We start from the raw sequence: 19775 nt of genomic DNA, 5'->3' as shown, positions 1-19775 counted from the left end.
TTATATCGCTAATACATTGACGTAGTGCTTGTAAATAAATAATCTAAGCCGTTCACATTTCTAGTGTCGATAATAAGCGCACACTTTTCCATGTTTATTAGACATATTTGTTTATTGGCCATGCTGTTGTAACGTTGACATACGATGATGTTGGACGTTGAGGATAACTATTTGTTTTTTGAAGGCTCAGAAAAAAAAGCGACCATTCTTATAGATCAAAATCAGCTTTCGTTGCTTGATGACTTCGATAATAATTTTTGGCAGCAATTAGTACAATGTAGTGATGCCCATATTCTATCTTCAATCAAAAATAGCGATTGCAAAGCCTTTCTTTTGTCAGAATCAAGCTTGTTTATATGGCATGACCGTTTATTAATTATAACCTGCGGCAATACGCAGTTAGTGCGTTCGGTTGAATATTTTATCCAACAAGTCGGCATGAATAAAATTCAGCAAGTTATTTATCAGCGTAAGAATGAATACTTTGCTCATGCGCAACCGAGTACGTTTGGTGATGATATAAAGCTGTTAAGGCAATATACAAAAGGTAAAGCACATCGTTTTGGCGAACTAGATAGTCACCATAATTATATTTTTCACCAAGATAATCACTTCCAAGCTTGTAATAAAGATAAAACCTATGAGTTATTGGCGTATCAAATTAGTAAGAAAGCATCTGACAAGCTCACGACTGTTGGCTTAACAGCAAAAGAAATAAGAGCGTTTCTACAATTAGAAACGTTATTTAATGACTTTATCTTAGATGACTTTGTTTTTGACCCATTCGGCTACTCCATCAATGCTATTAATGGACTTAACTATCTTACGATTCATGTGACCCCCCAAGAAAACAGCAGTTATGTCAGTATTGAGTCTAATGTGAACTTAATTAAACTGGCCCCGACTTTTTTAGCTATTTTGTCACCTAAATCATTTGATTTACTTAGTTTTAATGAATTTAATTTTAGTGAATTAACGGATATTTTTATACCAAAAAATTATGTTGCTACGTCGTTAGTTAGCCAGCATTTAAGCAACAACTACTCAGTTTGTTTTACTAATTATATTTTGCCGCAGCAAGTGTTTTCTCAAGCTGCAACACTTGATTTAGTTGAACAAAGTCATGCACTTTAATTTTTGCTAGTGATAGTTATTATTTAGTAATTCAGTTACGGTATCGGCGAAAAATAAAAATAAGGCTCTTGTGAGAGCAATAAGGAATTTGAATGAAATTAGGTTATTCATGGTTTTATATAAGCGCACTGTTTGTATCCACTATTACCTTAGCAAACGTATCTACCGAAAAGCCTACGAGCGAAGTCACTCGTATTGAACAATCGGTAGTTAACGCATTAGAGGCTTTTCAAGTGCCAGGTATTGCCGTAGCAATTGTTAAAGACAACGAGGTTGTTTTAAGCAAAGGTTTTGGCGTACTTAAACATGGCAGCAAGCAAAAAGTTAACGCTGATACTTTGTTTGGCATTGCATCAAATACCAAAGCGATGACTGCAGCGTTATTAGCAAAATTAGTTGATGAAGGTAAGTTGACTTGGCAAACCAAAGTCATCGACATTATTCCTGAATTTCAATTGCCAGATGCTTACGTTACCCGTGAATTCACTATTATTGATTTGTTGTCACACAACAGTGGCCTAGGTCTAGGGGCTGGTGACTTAATGATATGGCCAGAAACTACGCTAACCAACCAAGATGTTATTAAAGGCATGAAGCACTTACCGCAAGTGTCGAGCTTTCGTAGTGAATTTGCCTATGACAATTTAATGTACGTTATTGCAGGTGAAGTTATCGGCAAAATTACCGGTAAGTCTTGGCAAGAAAATATTCAAAGTACTATTTTTGATAATTTGGGGATGAAAAACACCCGTGCTAAATATTCATTAATTCCACAAGCTAATAAAAATGTTGCTCGTGCTCATGTGCCACTTGATGGCAAGCTAAATGTAGTTGGCGGTAATTTCTTAGAAAAGTTCTCGTCTGCAGGCTCTGTTGCTTCAAGTGTGAACGATATGTCGTTATGGCTTAAAGCCCAGTTAAACCGTGGACAATATGGTCAAGATGGCGAGCAAGAATTAAGACTATTTAGTGAAAAGCAAAGCCGCGCTATGTGGCAAGCTCGCACATTATTACCAGTACCGCAAAGTGCTACGGATCAAGATAAAACCCACTTTACCGCTTATGCTTTAGGCTGGTTTGTTAAAGACTACCATGGCGTCAAGGTTATTCAGCATACAGGTGGCATTTTAGGCATGGTATCGAAAGTGGTGCTGGTACCAGAAGAAAACTTAGCGATGGTGATTTTAACCAATCAGCAATCAGGCTCTGCATTTAATGCCATATCGCAGCAGATATTGAATGAATACTTAAAATTGCCTGAGAAAGACTGGGTTGAGCATTATGTGATAAAAATGAAAAAATATAACGCAGATAAAAAAGCACAAATCGCTGAAGCTGCCGCCAGTGTTGATAAAAACTCAAAACCGTCGCTGGCGTTGGCAGATTATGCACAAACTTATCTTGATAATTGGTATGGCGAAATAGCGATTACTTTGGAAAATAAAAAGTTAGTCATGCAATTTGGCAATACACCAGCATTACACGGTACCTTAGAACATTACCAACACAATACTTTTATTGTCCGTTGGGATGATAGAACATTAGAAGCAGATGCTTATGTTAATTTTAATTTAAACCCTGATGGCAGCATTAACTTCGCTACGATGGAAGCTGTTTCGTGGGCAACAGACTTTAGTTTTGATTTTCATGATTTAAAATTACAGCCTAAAGCGCCGGTTACTCAGCATTAATTAAACATGTTTAATTTGAAGGGCTCAATTTAGAATATTGAGCCTTAAAAGGTAAAAAGAGGCTAATGCCTCTTTTTTTAATTTTCTCATTGTAAGGTCTTGATTAATTTACACTTTACTATTTTGGTAGAGTTGATAGACAACCTGCCCTGCGATTTTTTCTTTTAACAATTGCCAATGACTCGGCATAACTTGTTGGTTGTTATCCGACTCCATTTCAACATAAATTAAGGCATTTTCACTAAGCCCTTGTTGAGATAGTGCTTCTGCAGTTTTCTGCGCCAAACCTTTTCTAAACGGTGGGTCAATAAAGACTAAGGAAAATTCTTGCTGATTTTTTTGTAAAAATTCTAAAGCATTAGTTGATAAAATATCGATATTATCGGCTTTTAATAATGTTTTGTTTGCCGTTAACTGCTGAGCCGCTGCTTTGTTTAGCTCAATAAAAGTGACTGATTTAGCACCGCGAGAAAGCGCTTCAAAACCTAAGCCTCCTGAGCCGGCAAAACAATCTAAGCATTTAGCATCTTGCACATAAGGCATTAACCAGTTAAAAACTGTTTCTTTTACCCTATCCGTGGTTGGGCGTAAACCGTCGGCCATTAGCACGGGTAACTTTCGACCACGATATTGGCCGGCAATAATACGTATTTGCCCTTTTGCAGCACTTTTGTTTGGTTGTTTTTTGAGTTTGCTCATAACTTCAACAGCTTTTGTTTTTTGTCGGCGGGTTAGGTGATACTATATCGACAATTTTATCCTTGTTTACTAATGAATACCAACTGATCTAATGAATTGTTCGCTATCGAGTAATACATAAGCAGGTAGTTTTAGTGGTAAACCTATTCATCAAATTAATATTGTAAATACATTTATGTCGAAGAAAAAAGGTATGTTTTCCTGGTTAGGTCTAGGTAAAAAGCAGGAAAAAGAAGTTATTCCTGCAGTTGAAGAAGTTAACGAAAATGTTGTTGAAGTAACTGAAGATACTTTAGTTACTCCTGAACACGATGCTGTTGATACACTTGTTGATGAAGCGCCAATAGTACAAACAGACGAACAACAAGTTGAAGAAATAGTTGCGGTTGATGAGGTTATTTCTGAAGAATTACCTGCAGAGCCAGAGCCAGAGCCAGAGCCAGAGCCAGAGCCAGAGCCAGAGCCAGAGCCAGAGCCAGAGCCAGAGCCAGAGCCAGAGCCAGAGCCAGAGCCAGAGCCAGAGCCAGAGCCAGAGCCAGAGCCAGAAGTTAAACGTGGATTTTTTGCGCGTTTAAAGCAAAGCTTAACCAAAACTCGTCAGAATTTAGGTGGCGGATTAGTTAGCTTATTCCGTGGCAAAAAAATAGATGAAGATCTTTTCGAAGAGTTAGAAACACATTTATTATTAGCCGATGTTGGTGTTGAAACAACCACTAAAATTATCGACTCTTTAACTGAATCTGCGTCTCGCAATCAATTAAAAGATGCAGAGGCACTTTATGGTTTGTTAAAAGCAGAATTAAAGAAAATTATCGAGCCTGTAAGCCAGCCTCTTGTGATTGAATCAAGTGACGGACCATTTGTTATGTTAATGGTAGGTGTGAATGGTGTTGGTAAAACTACTACGATAGGTAAATTAGCAAAACAGTTCCAAGCTGAAGGTAAGTCAGTGATGTTGGCGGCGGGTGATACATTCCGTGCGGCAGCGGTAGAACAATTACAAGTATGGGGTGATCGAAATGACATTCCTGTTATTGCGCAGCATACTGGTGCTGATAGTGCATCAGTAATTTTTGATGCAATTAGTGCGGCTAAAGCACGTGGTGTTGATGTACTTATTGCAGATACAGCGGGACGTCTACAAAACAAAGGTCACTTAATGGAAGAGCTGAAAAAAGTTGTTCGAGTGATGAAGAAACTTGATGTTAATGCGCCGCATGAAGTGATGCTAACTATTGATGCTGGTACTGGGCAGAATGCTCTGAGTCAAACTAAACTATTTGATGAAGCGGTTGGACTAACAGGTTTAGCGTTAACAAAATTAGATGGTACTGCCAAAGGCGGTGTTGTTTTTGCTGTTGCTGACAAACATAGTATTCCTATTCGTTATTTAGGTGTTGGTGAAGGTATTGATGATTTAAGACCTTTTAATGGCGATGATTTCATTGATGCACTATTTAGCGATGAAAGTTAATCTATTGCTGTCGTGATAACATAAATAATAAGAATAACTATGATCCGATTTAATAACGTCAGTAAAACATATCCAGGAGGCTTTTTAGCACTTAAGCAAGTGAGTTTTACTATTGCCCCTGGCGAAATGGCGTTTTTAACTGGCCATTCTGGCGCAGGTAAAAGCACGCTACTCAAATTGATGAGTATGATGGAGAAACCTAGCGTTGGCAGTATTGAGATTAATGGTACAGAATTATCATCGATAAAATATCAACAAATTCCTTATGTACGTCGTGGTATTGGGATGATTTTTCAAAATCATAACTTACTAATGGACCGTACAGTTTTCGATAATGTTGCTTTACCACTTATTATTGAAGGCTATAGTCATAAAGAAACCCGCAAACGCGTTGAAGGTGCGCTTGAGAAGGTGCACCTTTCAAGTAAGCTTAAATGCTTTCCTTATATGCTTTCAGGTGGTGAACAACAGCGTGTTGGTATTGCCAGAGCAATCGTTAATAAACCACCGATACTACTAGCAGATGAGCCGACCGGTAATTTAGATCCTAAATTATCACTAGATATTATTCGCTTATTTGAAGATTTTAACGATATGGGGGTGAGCGTGCTAATTGCGACTCATGATCTTGGACTTATTGCTCGCATGAAATATCGCACATTAACATTGAAACAAGGCCATATGATCACTGATGGCATTGTTGATGGTTTACAAACTTTAGGCGATGTTGATGGAAACTAATCATACGCGCCAAAGTAAAAGCCAATTAGCTTGGACTGGTCGAGTTACCGCTTACTTCATTCGCCACTTACAGCAAGCCATCGGCAGCTTAGGTGACTTATGGCGAACACCATTTACGTCGGTGATGACGGTGCTCGTTTTAGGGATTAGTCTTACTTTACCTGCAACGCTACACCTTTTTGTTAAAAATACTCAAACCGTTACGGAGCAGTGGAACTCTGCCTCTGAAATCACTTTATTCTTGAAATTATCGACATCAGATAAATCAGCACAAAACTTTGTTCAACGTGTACAGCTATACCCAGAAGTGGATAATGTTGTTTATATTTCTGCGGAACAGGCCTTAAGTGAGTTTAAGCTTATTTCAGGCTTTGGTCAGGCGCTAGAGTATTTAGATAATAACCCATTACCAGCCACGGTATTGGTCACACCGATGAAGCGTTTTAGCCAGGTTCAAGCAGCTAGAGAGCTGTTAGTTAAATTGGAAAAAGAAAGAGAAGTTGATCAAGGAAAACTTGATTTGGAGTGGCTAACACGCTTAGAAGCTATGTCAGAATTAATTGAGGATATAGTTTTAGGTATTGCCCTATTATTATGCTTATCTGTAGTGCTAATTATCGGTAACACTATTCGACTGGCTATTTTAAACCAAAAAGATGCAATTGCTGTAATGAAGTTGGTTGGAGCAACAGATAGCTTTATTCAACGCCCTTTCTTATATGCCGGTATTTGGTATGGCGTACTCGGTGGTTTAATTGCCGGTATTTGTGTTGCCATCTTAGCGAATTATTTTTCTATTGCCTTAGTGCAGCTAACCGATTTATATCAAAGTCAATTTGTTTTGGCTGGCCTTTCTTTCGCTGAATTTCTGTTTTTGCAACTGATAGCGATTGCTTTAGGCTTACTTGGTAGCTTTATTTCAGTTCGACAACATATCCGTGCTATTGAGCCAACAGCTGACTAATTTTGTCGTTATGTAGGAACTTCGATTTTCTAACATCACGTTGTTATTGTTATTGATTTTTTCTTTGATGACAAACTTTAACAAATATTTCATAGAAAATTCGAAAGAGACTATTGTTTCGCCCTGTCTTCTAAGCTACTGTTGACATATTAAGTCGCGGTAGCTAGCAAATAAATGCTATAATCGCGAGCTAGATTAGATAAAGAGGTAATTAAATGAGTATTAAAATGCAATCGATGGCTCTTACTGTCCCACAAAGTGGTAGCATTGAAGCATACGTGCAATCGGCGTATAGCATTCCTATGCTTACTGCTGAAAAGGAGCATGAATTAGCAACTCGTTTATATTCTGAAAATGATTTACAGGCGGCGCAAGAATTAATTATGTCGCATCTTCGTTTTGTTATTCATGTTGCTAAAGGCTATGCTGGTTATGGTTTACCGCAAGCTGATTTAGTTCAAGAAGGCAATGTTGGGCTGATGAAAGCGGTTAAACGCTTTAATCCAGAGGTTGGTGTACGTTTAGTTTCTTTTGCTGTGCATTGGATCAAAGCTGAAATTCATGAATTTGTTTTGAAAAATTGGCGCATTGTTAAAGTTGCAACCACAAAAGCACAGCGTAAATTATTCTTTAATTTAAGAAAGAACAAAAAACGTTTAGGTTGGTTTAGTAACGACGAAGTGAGTAATGTTGCTGAAGCTTTAGGTGTTACTACTAAAGATGTGCTTGAAATGGAATCTCGAATGAGTAATCAAGACCAAGCTTTTGAATTATCAACTGATGATGATGATAATTTAGGTGCTAGCAGTTTTTCTCCTGCACAATATCTTGAAGATAAACAGTCTGACTTAGCAACAGAAGTAGAAGATAATAACTGGGAGCAGCATGCTAACCAGAGATTAAGCAATGCTTTAGTTGGTCTAGATGAGCGTAGCCAAGATATTATTCGTACACGTTGGTTAACTGATGATAAATCAACCTTGCAAGAACTTGCTAATAAGTATGGAATATCAGCGGAACGTGTTCGTCAATTAGAGAAAAATGCCTTGTCTAAATTAAAAGGCGCTATGGCAGCATAACTCAGTAAAAAGATATTTAAAAAAACCGGCTTTTGCCGGTTTTTTTATGAAAAAAATTCAGTGTTTAGTTTGAAATCACTCAGTAAAATAAAAAGGTTTATTTTACAAGTAAATGTACGTTAACTGTTACGATTATAGAGGCCTGAGTGCAATCTAAGCATGTAATCAAGATAATAAATGTCTATAAAGTCTTACCTCGAAAAAATGTACCATGAAAATTTATGTGTAATAATATTTACTGTAATCATTTCAATAGTTTATTTTTCTTTTTTTTGTTTCGGCTTTTAGTTTGTGGTTAATTGTAACCACTTTACTGTTCCGTACAAATCTCCCGCACGAAATAACAAACCTCGATGAACTTTTATCGCAAGATGAATGAAGGTGATAACAAGCCAATAAATAAAAATGTTAATCGATGTCGGAGAAAATAAATGTATTTAGAAAGACCTTTAAGCAATGCGGTAAGAGCGGCTTTATTCGCGAGTGCTGCAAGTTCACTGCTAGTTGTGAGTCAAGTTAGCGCTGCAGAGACTGCAGAAGCGAGCGTTGAGCGCATAGAAGTTACTGGCTCACGTATTAATCGTACTGATGTTGAAACAGCCAGCCCAGTGACTGTCATTTCATCAGATTTTATTACGCAAAGTGGCTATAGCTCTGTAGAAGAAATTCTATCTGCACAACCAACTGCCGCAGGTATGAATTTAGGCGCAACAACGAACAATGGCTCTGGCGGCTCAGCGACTGTCAACCTACGTGGTATGGGTGCTCAGCGTACTCTAGTTTTACTGAATGGTCGTCGTATGGTGTCTTCAGGTACAGGTGCAGATTCCGCAGTCGACTTGAATACGATTCCTGTTGCTATGATCAAAAATATTGAAATTTTAAAAGATGGCGCTTCAGCGGTTTATGGTTCAGATGCTATTGCAGGCGTAGTTAATATTATTACCAAGAAAGATTTTGTTGGTACCGAATTAACACTAGATGGCAGCCAAACAGATAAAGGTGATGGTACTAGCAAAGGTGCCAGTATATTACATGGCTTAGAGCTTGCTGAAGGTAACCTAGTTGTTGGCTTGCAGTACTCTGATCGTGGTGAAATTATTCAATCTGATCGTGATTTTGTTGATCCAGGAAAATCTTCGTTTGTACCTAGTGGTTCACTTGGTGGCATGATACCTGATGGCAATGACGGTTTTAAACCACGTGACACATCATACGATTATACTGACGATAGTTATGCGCAAACCCCAAATGAATTATTAAGTCTTTTTACTGCTTTCAATACAGCATTAGATGAAGATACTGAACTAAGTATTGATTTTATGTATACCCGCCGAGAATCAAATCAGCAAATGGCACCTCAACCAGCAAATATCGACTTAGAGACTGCAGTATTAGATAAAAAATACACCGATCAATTTAAAGATGCAGATGGTAATACGTCGACAGAATTGAACTATCGTCGTCGCATGACAGATGCAGGTCCTCGTATTTTTCAACAAGAAACTGATACATATCGAGCTTCAATAGGCTTAAAAGGTTACTTAGAAAATAATTCTATGTGGGATATTTCAGCAACCTATGGGCGTAATGACTCAAAAGACCATGTTCAAAACTCGATTCATGCCGGCAATATGGAGAAAAGTATCTATGATAACCAAGACTTATGGTTTAGCGGTGCACCAATAGATAACAGCTTTTTAATGTCTGAAGGTGTTATTTATACAGAAGATAATGAAGGTGGCAATGAACAGTTTACTTTAGCTGCGGGATTTAGCGGTGTCACTGAAAGTGATATTGGTTATGCTATTGGTTTTGAAACCCGCCATGAAAGTGGCTATTACGCACCAGACCAAGTAACACAAGATGGTGAAAGTACTTCTGCTCAACAGTCGGCAACTGACGGCAACTATTCGGTACAGTCTGTTTATGGTGAGATTTCGGTGCCGGTTACAGATGAGTTAACTGTTGAAGCCGCGGCTCGTTACGATGAATACTCAACGTTCGGCGGTGAAATGACTTGGAAGCTAGGCGCAACCTATCGCTTTAGTGATTCTTTCATGGTGCGTTCAGTGGCAGCAACTGGCTTTAGAGCGCCAAATGTTAGCGAACTATACGGTGGCGATAGTGGTTCATATGATTACTTAAGTGATCCGTGGGGTAACGAACTAGACGCTCAGATTAAAGTTAATTATACCAGTGATGATAATTTACAACCTGAAGAGAGTGAGTCTTTTACTTTTGGTGTTGTTTGGGAGGCAGCTAATAATTTATCAACTACGGTAGACTATTGGGCGTTTGATATTACCAATGCGATTAGCCGTGTTGATGTGCAAAAAGAGCTAAATGCATGTTTCTCTGGCATGCAAGCATCATGTGATTCAATTAGTGTAACGGCTGACGGAGATTTATCAAACATGACCTCAGCATTAACTAATATTGGCTCGCAAAAAACATCGGGTGTTGATTGGAATATTAGCTATAGCCACGATTTGTTTAAAGTGATGTTAGACACCACATACTTAATCGAATTTGAACAAGATGATACTGACTATACCGGAACGATTGATGGCAATATCGGTGGCTACTCTGAAGTTAAAGCAAACTTATCAGTTCAGAGCAACCTAACAGAAGACTTAAGCGTCCTTTATAGCGCTCAGTTTATTCAAGGTATGAATGGTGAATATTATGGAGAACAGTTCTCTACAGATAACGTTGTTTATCATAATGTATCAGCGTCATACCATATTAATGATTACTGGACCGTTAATGGCGGTGTTAAAAATGCCTTTGATACTGAGCCTGAAAATGTTCTAGGTGGTACTGATATGGGTACGGTACCAAGTATTTACGATGTTGTTGGCCGTACTATGTTTGTTAGTACCTCTTATAGCTTCTAAACCTGTTTAGTTTGATAAAAAATGGTGGCATTACCGCCATTTTTTGTTTTATAGAGAAAATAACAATATGACAAATGAGAGTGAATAATTTCAACTCAGCCCTAGCCAAATTTTTTTATTTTGGTAGACTAAACGTATAAAAATAATACTAATAAAAAATGGAATTTGTACAATGGGCTCAAGGGCGGCGGATAATATCCATGCGATACGCCAACTTCCAAAATTAAAGTCGTTACTAAAAAAATATCGACAACTTAAAACCATGCAATCAGGTCTGTTACAGCTTTCTGAGTTAGCTAGTACAGTAACTGATATGGATGCGTTTTATCATGCCCTCGAATCGGTAATTAAAACTTTATTAGTTACCGATAGCTTTCATATTGCACTATTAAATCCAGCAGAAGAGTTGCAACTAAGTTATTGCCACAACCCTATTGAAATGAGATTACGTGAGCATGTTGAGCTGGCCGATTGGCGTAAAAGCTTAACCGGTATAGTGCTACTAAAGCAGCAGCCTTTGCATTGTTCAGCAGAAGAACGAATGGCACTTGCTAAAGCTGATAAAATTGTATTGTATGGTTCTGCATGTGTAGATTGGTTAGGTGTACCATTAATGCGCGGACAGCAAGTTATTGGTGTTATTGCCTTGCAAAGCTACGATGAAAAATTGTGTTTTTCTGAACGTGATTGTCAAATATTAGAGTTTATAGCCGAGCATTTAGTGACGGCGATTGATCGTGTGCGCAGCAGAGAGCTATTAGAATTTAGTATTCATCAACGCACTTCAAAGCTGACAGAGACTAATCAGCGATTGAAAAAAGAAATTGTTGAAAGGCAATTGGCAGTTAAAACTCATCAAATTTTACTTAATATCTCTGAATTAACAGCAAAGACACAATCAATAGAGCATTTCTACCAAGCATTACACCAAGAAGTAAACAAACTTCTGCCAGCAAAGAATTTTTATATTGCTTTGCTATCGGGCGACAAAAGCGAGCTAGAGTTTCCTTATTATTGTGATGAGAAAGTCGTGCCGCCAAAAGCCAGAAAACTCAGCAGTGGATTATCTGAACTGGCTATTAGTACGAGAAAACCTGTACTGCTAACCGAAAAAATGATTTATACCTTAGAAAAACAAGGTGAAGTGACTCAACGGGCTTTTACCCTACATTACCCTGAAGAAAAACTCCCCCAAGCTTGGTTGGCTGCACCTTTATCGGATCAAGGTGATATTTTCGGTGTTATTGCTGTCCATCATTATCAAAATGAAAAGGCTTATCAAAGCAAAGATCTAGAACTGATGCGCTTTGTTAGTCAGCATATTGCAGTGGCAATTTTACGCCATAAAACTCAGCAGCAAGTGTTACAGAGTAATGAAGCGTTAGAGCAAGTGATCAATAAGCGTACGCAAGAGTTACAATCGACCAACCTTAATTTACGTATGCAGATAGAAGAGCGTCGTAAAGCGGAAGCGCGTTTGTACCATGATGCGCATCATGATGCATTAACGCAATTGCCTAACCGCGCAATGTTTTCAGATCGTTTGACCTATTCACTTAAACATTTGAAGCGTCACCCTAATCATCGTTTTGCGGTTCTCTTTATTGATTTAGATCGCTTTAAAATGATTAACGATACTCTGGGTCACCATGCTGGAGATCAATTTTTAATTGAAATAGCACAACGCTTACGCCTGTGTGTCCGCGATAATGATATCTTGGCCCGCCTGGGAGGAGATGAGTTTGTTATTTTATTGGATTCATTACAGTCATCTGAAGATGTTGAAGAAATAGCATCTCGAATTATTAGCTCTATTGAAGAGCCCTTTGGGCTAGAAGGCCATACACTATATTCTAATGCTAGTATTGGTATTGCTCAAAGCCGAGTCAGTTATAAAGACGCCAATGAAATGCTACGTGATGCTGATGCAGCTATGTATCAAGCAAAAAGCTTAGGTCGCGGTCGTTATGTTTTTTTTGATGACAGTATGCGAGAACAATTGATTGCGAGTATGACTTTAGAGCAAGAATTAAGGCAAGCGATTAAAAGTAAACAGTTTGAATTGCATTACCAGAAAATATCTGATTTATCTTCAACAACTACACTAGGCTTTGAAGTGTTACTGCGTTGGCAGCACCCAACTAAAGGTCTACTGACGCCGAGTGAATTTCTTTTTATGGCGGAAGAAACCGGCATGATTTTAGAAATTGAAGTTTGGGTCATTGAAGAAGTTTGTTTACAGTTAAAATTATGGCGGCAGTCAAATGAATATCAACATGCTTATATTGGTGTTAACCTTTCTGGTCGGCATTTAACCCAAGCCAATCAGTTAGCAAAACTGATAGAGCTAATACGTCTTAATACTATCGAGCCAGAGAGACTGATTCTAGAATTTAATGAGTCTGCTTTTGCTCGTCATACTGAATTAGCTTTAAAAGGTTTACGTAAATTGAAAGAGTTTGGCGTTAAGTTAGCGTTAGATGATTACGGCGCAGGATTGTCGTCTTTTAATTTTTTACATAGTTACCCTTTTGAGTTTATTAAGCTTGACCGAAGTTTTGTGCGGACACTGAATAACAACGACAAGAACTTGTCATTGGTTAAGGCGTTACATGAGTTGGGCGCTAATTTTGGTTATCGTTTGGTTGCAGAAGGTATTGAATCTGAAGCTATGCTGAAAAAATTGCAAGCTGTTGGTTGCGAGTTTGGTCAAGGTTACCATATAAACCGTCCTGGAAAAATTTCTAAAGAGAAAGTTGAAGAATCGGACAATGTGATAGAAATGTATCGAGCGTAATGTAGTAGTTTAACTAAGGTAGTCTAATTTGATTAACCTTTATGGAAAAAACCTTCAATGCGCAATGCTATGCCAGGAGTGGTGTTATAGTTTTCTCTCTCAGGAAACTCTAGAAAGGGTTCTACTTCGAAAAAAATCCAGTCACGTAAAGCGTTAAATCTATAGCGATAGCCTAAAGTATAGTTGTCAATAATAAAGCCGCGTTTTCCGTTGCGTTCACCTTCGACCTGTAAGCTCCAAACTGAAGCAGTGGTTTTATCAATCTGTTTTAGTTTGTAAAAGCCATGCTTCCAACGAATGCCACTAAATGCCGCAGAACCTCGGATGCTATAATTTATACGAAATTGTGACTTCTGACTTAATTGATGGTCATACTCAAGTAATAGTTTTGCCCCGAGACCATCACCAAGGTAGTAATAGACAGATGGTTCAACTAAGAAACCTTGAGTTTCATCAATATGAAAGGCACGTTTATACTTAGCTCTGGTAAATATATCACCACCCGATATACCTAATCGATAGTTCATTAAACTAGTATGGCTTTCATCTTCGGTATAATTAAGTGCTAACGAAAAATTTTCATCGTCAGATCGTGGGCTTGCATGGGCCGATTCTAATGGTAAGTTATTAAGTTCATCATCGGCGTCATCTGATAAAACTAGACTAGCTTTATCTTGAAAATGGGGTAGTTTAACTCTCAGCCGAAAACGCGTTTTAACTTCACTCCAATCACGACTTTTAGGCAACCAAGCAAAGCGAATTTTTGCGGTTGTGGTTGGTGATTGTTGCTCACTATCATTCGCGATAAAAAAGCTATCAAACCAATGCGCAGATTGGTAAACAGAGTTAGAAACTGTTTCATGTAATCCTTGCATCCAATGATCATCTTCTTGTACAGCCGGCTTTTTCACTTTTTGGGTGTTGTATGCCAATACTGAAGTTGCAAACGCAAAGTAAAATAAAACCAAGCTAAATAGCCAACAACACAGTTTTTTACAATACATTTTTGTCAAAATTTGTTTTACCTCATTATTTAGCATAACAGTTGATGATTTTTTTTCTATAAACTTTATAATGAATTCAATTAAATTATAGGAGTTTTTTATGGGCGGTATAAGTATTTGGCAATTAGTTATTATTGCAGTGATTGTCGTATTGTTGTTTGGCACTAAGAAATTACGTAATTTGGGCTCTGATTTAGGCTCGGCTGTTAAGGGTTTTAAAAGTGCAGTAACTGATGATACGGCTAAAACAGAAGAAGAATCGACAAGTGCTGATAGCTTAGCTGATAAATCAGTTGACCAAAGCAAGGTTGCTGAAAAAGAAAAAGATCAAGCCTAATGTTTGATATTGGCTTCTGGGAACTATCGTTAATTGCAATTATTGGCCTCGTGGTACTTGGCCCTGAGCGATTACCTGTTGCGATTCGAACTGTTCGAGGTTGGATAAGCAGTGTCCGCAGCTTTAGCGAAGGAGTGAAAAATGAACTTTCTGAAGAGTTGCGTATCCAAGAATTGCATGCCAATTTAAAAAAAGCTGAACAATCTGGTATGAAGGACCTTACGCCAGAAGTGGCGGCTTCGGTGAAATCGTTGCAAGAAGCCGCAAAAATGGTAACTAATCCATATCAAACAGCTGAGAAAAAAGGCAGTTCTTCCGTAGAAACTGAGCAGCTTGACGATAAACAAATTGAAAAGCAGGATAAATGAGTTCAGCCGCGAAGAAAACCAATACACTATTTGATCATTTATTAGAGTTACGAACACGATTATTACATGCTGTTTTAGGGGTGCTAGTCGTGTTTTGTTGTATGATCTATTTTGCGCAAGATATATATCAATATGTTGCTCAACCTTTATTAGAGGTTATGCCCACCGGTACGCAAATGATTGCGACCGATGTTGCATCACCTTTTTTTACACCTTTCAAACTAACTATTGTCTTAGCTATATTTATTGCGATGCCTTATATTTTATTCCAGTTGTGGTCATTTATTGCTCCTGGTTTGTACCAAAATGAAAAGCGCCTAATTGCTCCGCTAATGTTTGGTAGTACATTGTTATTTTATAGCGGTATTGCTTTTGCTTATTACATTGTTTTCCCTGTTGCCTTTGCATTTTTCTCTTCAGTAGCGCCAGAAGGGGTTACTATAGCAACTGATATAAGTAGTTATTTAGATTTTGTATTGAAGCTGTTTTTTGCTTTTGGTGCAGCTTTTGAAATTCCGATTGCGATAATTTTAATGTGCTGGACAGGAGTGACTAGCCCAGATAGCTTACGAGCTAAACGACCGTATATTGTTGTTGGTGCATTTGTTATGGGGATGTTATTAACGCCGCCAGATATTATTTCGCAAACAATGCTAGCAGTACCTATGCTGTTATTATTTGAAGTAGGCGTTATTATTGCGTCCTTTTATTATCGTGAAGAATCAGAATCAGAATCAGAATCAGAATCAGAATCAGAATCAAAGGAAAAATAATAATGAAAAAAATTGCCCTGATATCGTTTGCATTTATGAGTTTAACTTCAATGTCAGCAAATGCTGACACGTTAAACGCTGAGCTTGCTCAATGTGCTCAAGTAAAAGATAGTTTAGCACGCTTGGTTTGTTTTGATGATTTGGTTAAGAGTACCAAGTCATTTACAGCTGGAGAGCAAGCAAGTACTTCAACTCCAGTAACCCAAATAGCGCCAGTTGCTGTGGAAAAAACTGACAAAGAAGCAAGTTTCGGCGCTGAACATTTGAAAAAGTCTAATATCCCTGAAAGTGAGCGACAAATTGTTTTTACTGTTGAAAAATTAACAAAAGATCAGTATGGCCAATTGCGCTTTACTTTTAAAAACGGTCAACAATGGAAACAAACCGACGGTAGCCATTTTAGAGTGAAAGAAGGTGAAAGTGTGCTGTTGATAAAAGGCATGCTGAATTCGATATATTTAAAGAAAAATATAACGAGTTCAAATAAGAAAATTCGTGTTAAGCGCCTAAAGTAAAATATAAAGGTAGTTAACTTTTGATTGATATTGGTGTTAACTTAACCAACACACGTTTTGATAAAGATCGAATTGATGTTATAGCGCGTGCTAAGCAAGTAAACATTAGTGCTATGTTAGTTACCGGTACTAATGTGGAAGAAAGCAAACAAGCGGTGTCTCTTTGTCAGCAATATCCTGATTATTTGTATTCGACTGCCGGAGTACATCCACATGATGCTGATCGGGTGGATAAAAACTACCTTGAAATTTTAGATAAATTAGCACAGAACGATTGTGTTAAAGCTATTGGAGAGTGTGGCTTAGACTTCAATCGTAATTTTTCAACACCGGAAAACCAACAACGTGTTTTTAGCGAACAAGTTATATTAGCGAAACAGCTAAAGCTACCTTTATTTTTACATCAACGTGATGCTTTTGAACCTTGGTTTAATATTTTGAAGCCCCATATCGACGATATTCCAGCTTTAGTTTCTCACTGTTTTACTGGCAATGAAAATGAGTTACAGCAATGCCTAGAAGCAGGGTTTTTTATTGGTATTACAGGTTGGGTTTGTGATGAACGCCGCGGGCAGGCTTTACGTGATATTGTATCATTGATTCCATTGGAACAATTATTGATAGAAACGGATGCACCGTATTTAACCCCAAGAACCATTCGTCCTAAGCCTAAAAGTAGTCGTAATGAGCCAAGTTATTTACCCCATGTCGTAAACATGCTCTCTGAGCTTATAGGTTGTAGCAAAGAAGAATTAATTCAACAGACAACCATCAATAGTGAGAAGGTTTTTAACCTGAGGATCAAAGATGCGTAGCTTAGTTGCTCTAATTTTTTTTCTTGGTGTTGTGGTGATACCACATGCAGCTTTGGCTCAGGTTGAAGCAATGACAACTATTGCTGACGAAACATCAACTTTACCTTTGACTATGCATTTACATTTTCAATATACGTTTATCGGTAGTAGTTTAATCTTAACTTTGATGTGCTTTGCTTGGGCTCGAGCATTGCGCAGCTATAGTATGGCGTTTTTAGCATTATATTTTTCAATAAAGTCTTTATGGATATTGGCAGATGGTGGTATTTCCATTGTAGGGGCATTAACAGATAGTTTTTTGCTGTTAAAAATGGAAAATAGCTTATTAGCGGTCTTATCCATCGTTATCCTTGTTGGTTTTACAGGCAAGTTATTTTCACTCAAAAAGCGTAGTCAAAAATATTATTTATTGTTACGCCGATTATCTCTAATTCTCATCATTACCACTCCGGTAAGTTATTTTTTGAGCCAATTAGAGTTTTGGTTATTAATCCAAGTATTGAACAGTTTTAGCTTGATAGCACTATTATATGTTGCGAGAAAACTATCAGAAAACCAAGATCCTTTACCTATTATTTACTCTATTATGCTGTTAGTTCAACTCAGCTTTAATTTAGTGGGTTATGTTCTGCACTTTAACCGAGTTCCCACACAAGCAGTTAATTGCCTTGATATGCTAGCGTTTTGGTTTATGGCACTTATGGTCACCTATATTATGGGGCGTCGATATTATGGTCATTTACAAGATGTAAAATTGGCACAGCAGCGTGCTATAGCAAGTGCTAAAACTTCTCAAATGACACAAAATGAGTTGTTAGTTGTTCAGCAAGAAGGGCAAGAGTTGCTGGAAAGTCGAGTACAGGAAAGGACGCTTGAGCTTAATATAGCATTACAAGAATTGGAAACTGCAAACCAAGAGCTGCAAGAAAGAAATACTCTAGATGAATTGTCAGGGCTTTATAATCGTCGACATTATGATCAGAAATTATTGGCAGAGTTTAGACGAAGTCGTCGGAATCTAACGCCGTTAAGTCTTATCTTGGTTGATATTGATCACTTTAAAAAAGTTAATGATAGTTATGGTCATTTAACCGGCGATAAATGTATTGTTGAAACTGCTGGTGTTATTAAAGCGTTACTGCAACGAAGTACAGATGTCGGCTGTCGATATGGTGGAGAAGAGTTCTGCCTAATTTTACCTGAAACTGACGAAAAAGGTGCCTACACCTTAGCGCAAGAAGTATGCAATAGCATTAGCCATCATCGTATATTTAGTAACGAAAATTTTATTAACTTAACCGTTAGTTGCGGTGTAACCACTTATCAACAAGAGAAAGATGTTACGCCTGAAGTTATTTTCGCGAGTGCGGATAAAGCACTGTACAAAGCTAAGCAAGCTGGCCGTAATCAAGTTCAAGTGGGTTTGTTAAGCGAAATTTAAATTATTGTAGGAATTAAATATGAATAACACTTTTGGTCAATACCCTGCGCGTCGCATGCGTCGTATGCGTGCCGATGATTTTTCTCGTCGTTTAATGTCGGAGAACCAACTTACGGTTAATGACTTGATCTACCCTGTTTTTGTTTTGGAAGGTGAAAATCAGCGGGAAGCAATTACATCTATGCCTGGCGTTGAACGTCAAAGTATCGATCTATTACTTGAAGAATGTCAGGAGTTGGTTGATTTAGGCGTACCTGCCATTGCCATATTCCCTGTTACCCCAGCAGAAAAAAAATCTCTGATGGCCGAAGAAGCTTATAATGCCGATGGTTTAGCACAGCGTACAGTGCGGGCTGTTAAAGCTAAGTTTCCTTCTTTAGGTGTGATCACCGATGTCGCCCTTGACCCATTCACAACTCATGGGCAGGATGGCATTATTGATGATGAAGGTTATGTTTTAAACGAAGTCACCAAAGATATTCTCGTGAAGCAGGCATTATCTCATGCACAAGCCGGTGCTGATGTTGTTGCCCCTTCAGATATGATGGATGGCCGTATTGGTGCTATTCGTCAAGAACTAGAAGCCTATCATTTTGTCAATACAAAAATATTAGCTTACTCAGCAAAGTATGCTTCGAATTATTATGGTCCATTTCGTGATGCCGTTGGTTCAGCCAGTAATATTAAAGGTGGTAATAAGTTCTCTTACCAAATGGATCCTGCGAACAGTGATGAGGCTATGCACGAAATTGCACAGGATATTCAAGAAGGCGCCGATATGGTTATGGTTAAGCCGGGTATGCCGTATTTAGATATCGTACGTCGAGTGAAAGATAACTTTCAAGTACCAACTTATGCTTATCAAGTTAGTGGTGAGTATGCTATGCATATGGCTGCTATTCAAAATGGTTGGTTAGCTGAAAAACCTTGTGTTATGGAAGGTTTGCTTGCCTTTAAACGCGCAGGTGCAGATGGCATTTTGACCTATTTTGCTAAGCAAGTTGCGCGCTGGTTAAAAGAAGAAAGCTAAACGATATAAAATG

General features: G+C 38.1%; 17 protein-coding genes. 15 read left to right on the top strand and 2 right to left on the bottom strand.

The window, feature by feature from the left end:
• The first annotated feature begins 144 nt into the window (after positions 1-144).
• On the top strand, positions 145-1134 hold the full coding sequence (locus tag B7C41_RS17100) for a hypothetical protein (protein ID WP_085300168.1): 990 nt from the start codon (positions 145-147) through the stop codon (positions 1132-1134).
• 92 nt (positions 1135-1226) lie between these two features.
• The gene (locus tag B7C41_RS17095; RefSeq protein WP_085300167.1) at positions 1227-2825 is read left to right on the top strand and encodes a serine hydrolase; all 1599 of its coding nucleotides are present in this window, start codon (positions 1227-1229) and stop codon (positions 2823-2825) included.
• Between the two features lie 108 nt (positions 2826-2933).
• Here B7C41_RS17095 and rsmD read toward each other — a convergent pair whose 3' ends face one another.
• Positions 2934-3524 carry a 16S rRNA (guanine(966)-N(2))-methyltransferase RsmD gene (rsmD, locus tag B7C41_RS17090; protein ID WP_085300166.1) on the bottom strand — a complete coding sequence of 197 codons (591 nt, stop codon included), beginning with the start codon at positions 3522-3524 and terminating at the stop codon, positions 2934-2936.
• 175 nt (positions 3525-3699) lie between these two features.
• Here rsmD and ftsY point away from each other — a divergent pair, with 175 nt between their 5' ends.
• From ftsY to B7C41_RS17060, 6 genes are all read left to right on the top strand, one after another.
• A complete protein-coding gene (ftsY, locus tag B7C41_RS17085; RefSeq protein ID WP_211279549.1) occupies positions 3700-4998 on the top strand; it encodes a signal recognition particle-docking protein FtsY in 1299 nt (432 codons plus the stop codon).
• A gap of 39 nt (positions 4999-5037) precedes the next feature.
• Positions 5038-5739 carry a cell division ATP-binding protein FtsE gene (gene ftsE, locus B7C41_RS17080; RefSeq protein WP_085300164.1) on the top strand — a complete coding sequence of 234 codons (702 nt, stop codon included), beginning with the start codon at positions 5038-5040 and terminating at the stop codon, positions 5737-5739.
• Positions 5729-6703 carry a permease-like cell division protein FtsX gene (gene ftsX, locus B7C41_RS17075; protein WP_085300163.1) on the top strand — a complete coding sequence of 325 codons (975 nt, stop codon included), beginning with the start codon at positions 5729-5731 and terminating at the stop codon, positions 6701-6703. Before ftsE ends, ftsX begins: the two co-directional genes overlap by 11 nt.
• 215 nt (positions 6704-6918) lie before the next feature.
• Positions 6919-7782 (top strand): RNA polymerase sigma factor RpoH, encoded by an 864-nt coding sequence (gene rpoH / locus B7C41_RS17070; protein WP_085300162.1) that lies wholly within the window; start codon positions 6919-6921, stop codon positions 7780-7782.
• A 431-nt stretch (positions 7783-8213) separates the two neighbouring features.
• The gene (locus B7C41_RS17065) at positions 8214-10682 is read left to right on the top strand and encodes a TonB-dependent receptor (RefSeq protein ID WP_085300161.1); all 2469 of its coding nucleotides are present in this window, start codon (positions 8214-8216) and stop codon (positions 10680-10682) included.
• Positions 10683-10854: 172 nt separating this feature from the next.
• A complete protein-coding gene (locus B7C41_RS17060; protein WP_085300160.1) occupies positions 10855-13479 on the top strand; it encodes a sensor domain-containing phosphodiesterase in 2625 nt (874 codons plus the stop codon).
• A 32-nt stretch (positions 13480-13511) separates the two neighbouring features.
• Here B7C41_RS17060 and B7C41_RS17055 read toward each other — a convergent pair whose 3' ends face one another.
• Positions 13512-14447 (bottom strand): hypothetical protein, encoded by a 936-nt coding sequence (locus tag B7C41_RS17055; protein ID WP_143764445.1) that lies wholly within the window; start codon positions 14445-14447, stop codon positions 13512-13514.
• A gap of 136 nt (positions 14448-14583) precedes the next feature.
• On the opposite strand from B7C41_RS17055, the gene tatA reads away from it, so the two are divergent.
• The 7 genes from tatA to hemB are packed head-to-tail and all read left to right on the top strand — an operon-like array spanning position 14584 to position 19762.
• Positions 14584-14820: a Sec-independent protein translocase subunit TatA gene (gene tatA / locus B7C41_RS17050; protein WP_085300158.1), complete on the top strand. Its 237-nt coding sequence runs from the start codon at positions 14584-14586 to the stop codon at positions 14818-14820.
• Positions 14820-15188, top strand: coding sequence for a Sec-independent protein translocase protein TatB (gene tatB / locus B7C41_RS17045; protein WP_085300157.1), 369 nt, complete (start codon positions 14820-14822; stop codon positions 15186-15188). Before tatA ends, tatB begins: the two co-directional genes overlap by 1 nt.
• Positions 15185-15961, top strand: coding sequence for a twin-arginine translocase subunit TatC (gene tatC, locus B7C41_RS17040; protein ID WP_085300156.1), 777 nt, complete (start codon positions 15185-15187; stop codon positions 15959-15961). The genes tatB and tatC overlap by 4 nt, the downstream gene beginning before the upstream one ends.
• A gap of 2 nt (positions 15962-15963) precedes the next feature.
• On the top strand, positions 15964-16476 hold the full coding sequence (locus tag B7C41_RS17035) for a hypothetical protein (protein ID WP_085300155.1): 513 nt from the start codon (positions 15964-15966) through the stop codon (positions 16474-16476).
• Positions 16477-16496: 20 nt separating this feature from the next.
• Positions 16497-17291 carry a TatD family hydrolase gene (locus tag B7C41_RS17030; RefSeq protein ID WP_085300154.1) on the top strand — a complete coding sequence of 265 codons (795 nt, stop codon included), beginning with the start codon at positions 16497-16499 and terminating at the stop codon, positions 17289-17291.
• On the top strand, positions 17284-18732 hold the full coding sequence (locus B7C41_RS20445) for a GGDEF domain-containing protein (RefSeq protein WP_235839761.1): 1449 nt from the start codon (positions 17284-17286) through the stop codon (positions 18730-18732). The genes B7C41_RS17030 and B7C41_RS20445 overlap by 8 nt, the downstream gene beginning before the upstream one ends.
• A 19-nt stretch (positions 18733-18751) precedes the next feature.
• Positions 18752-19762, top strand: coding sequence for a porphobilinogen synthase (gene hemB, locus B7C41_RS17020; protein WP_085300153.1), 1011 nt, complete (start codon positions 18752-18754; stop codon positions 19760-19762).
• Positions 19763-19775: the final 13 nt, after the last annotated feature.

This window comes from Cognaticolwellia mytili (genome assembly GCF_002104475.1).
Taxonomy (GTDB): Bacteria; Pseudomonadota; Gammaproteobacteria; order Enterobacterales; family Alteromonadaceae; genus Cognaticolwellia; species Cognaticolwellia mytili.
The sequence above is the reverse complement of the archived record's forward strand: the minus strand, read 5'-3'. Positions and strand labels throughout refer to the sequence as shown.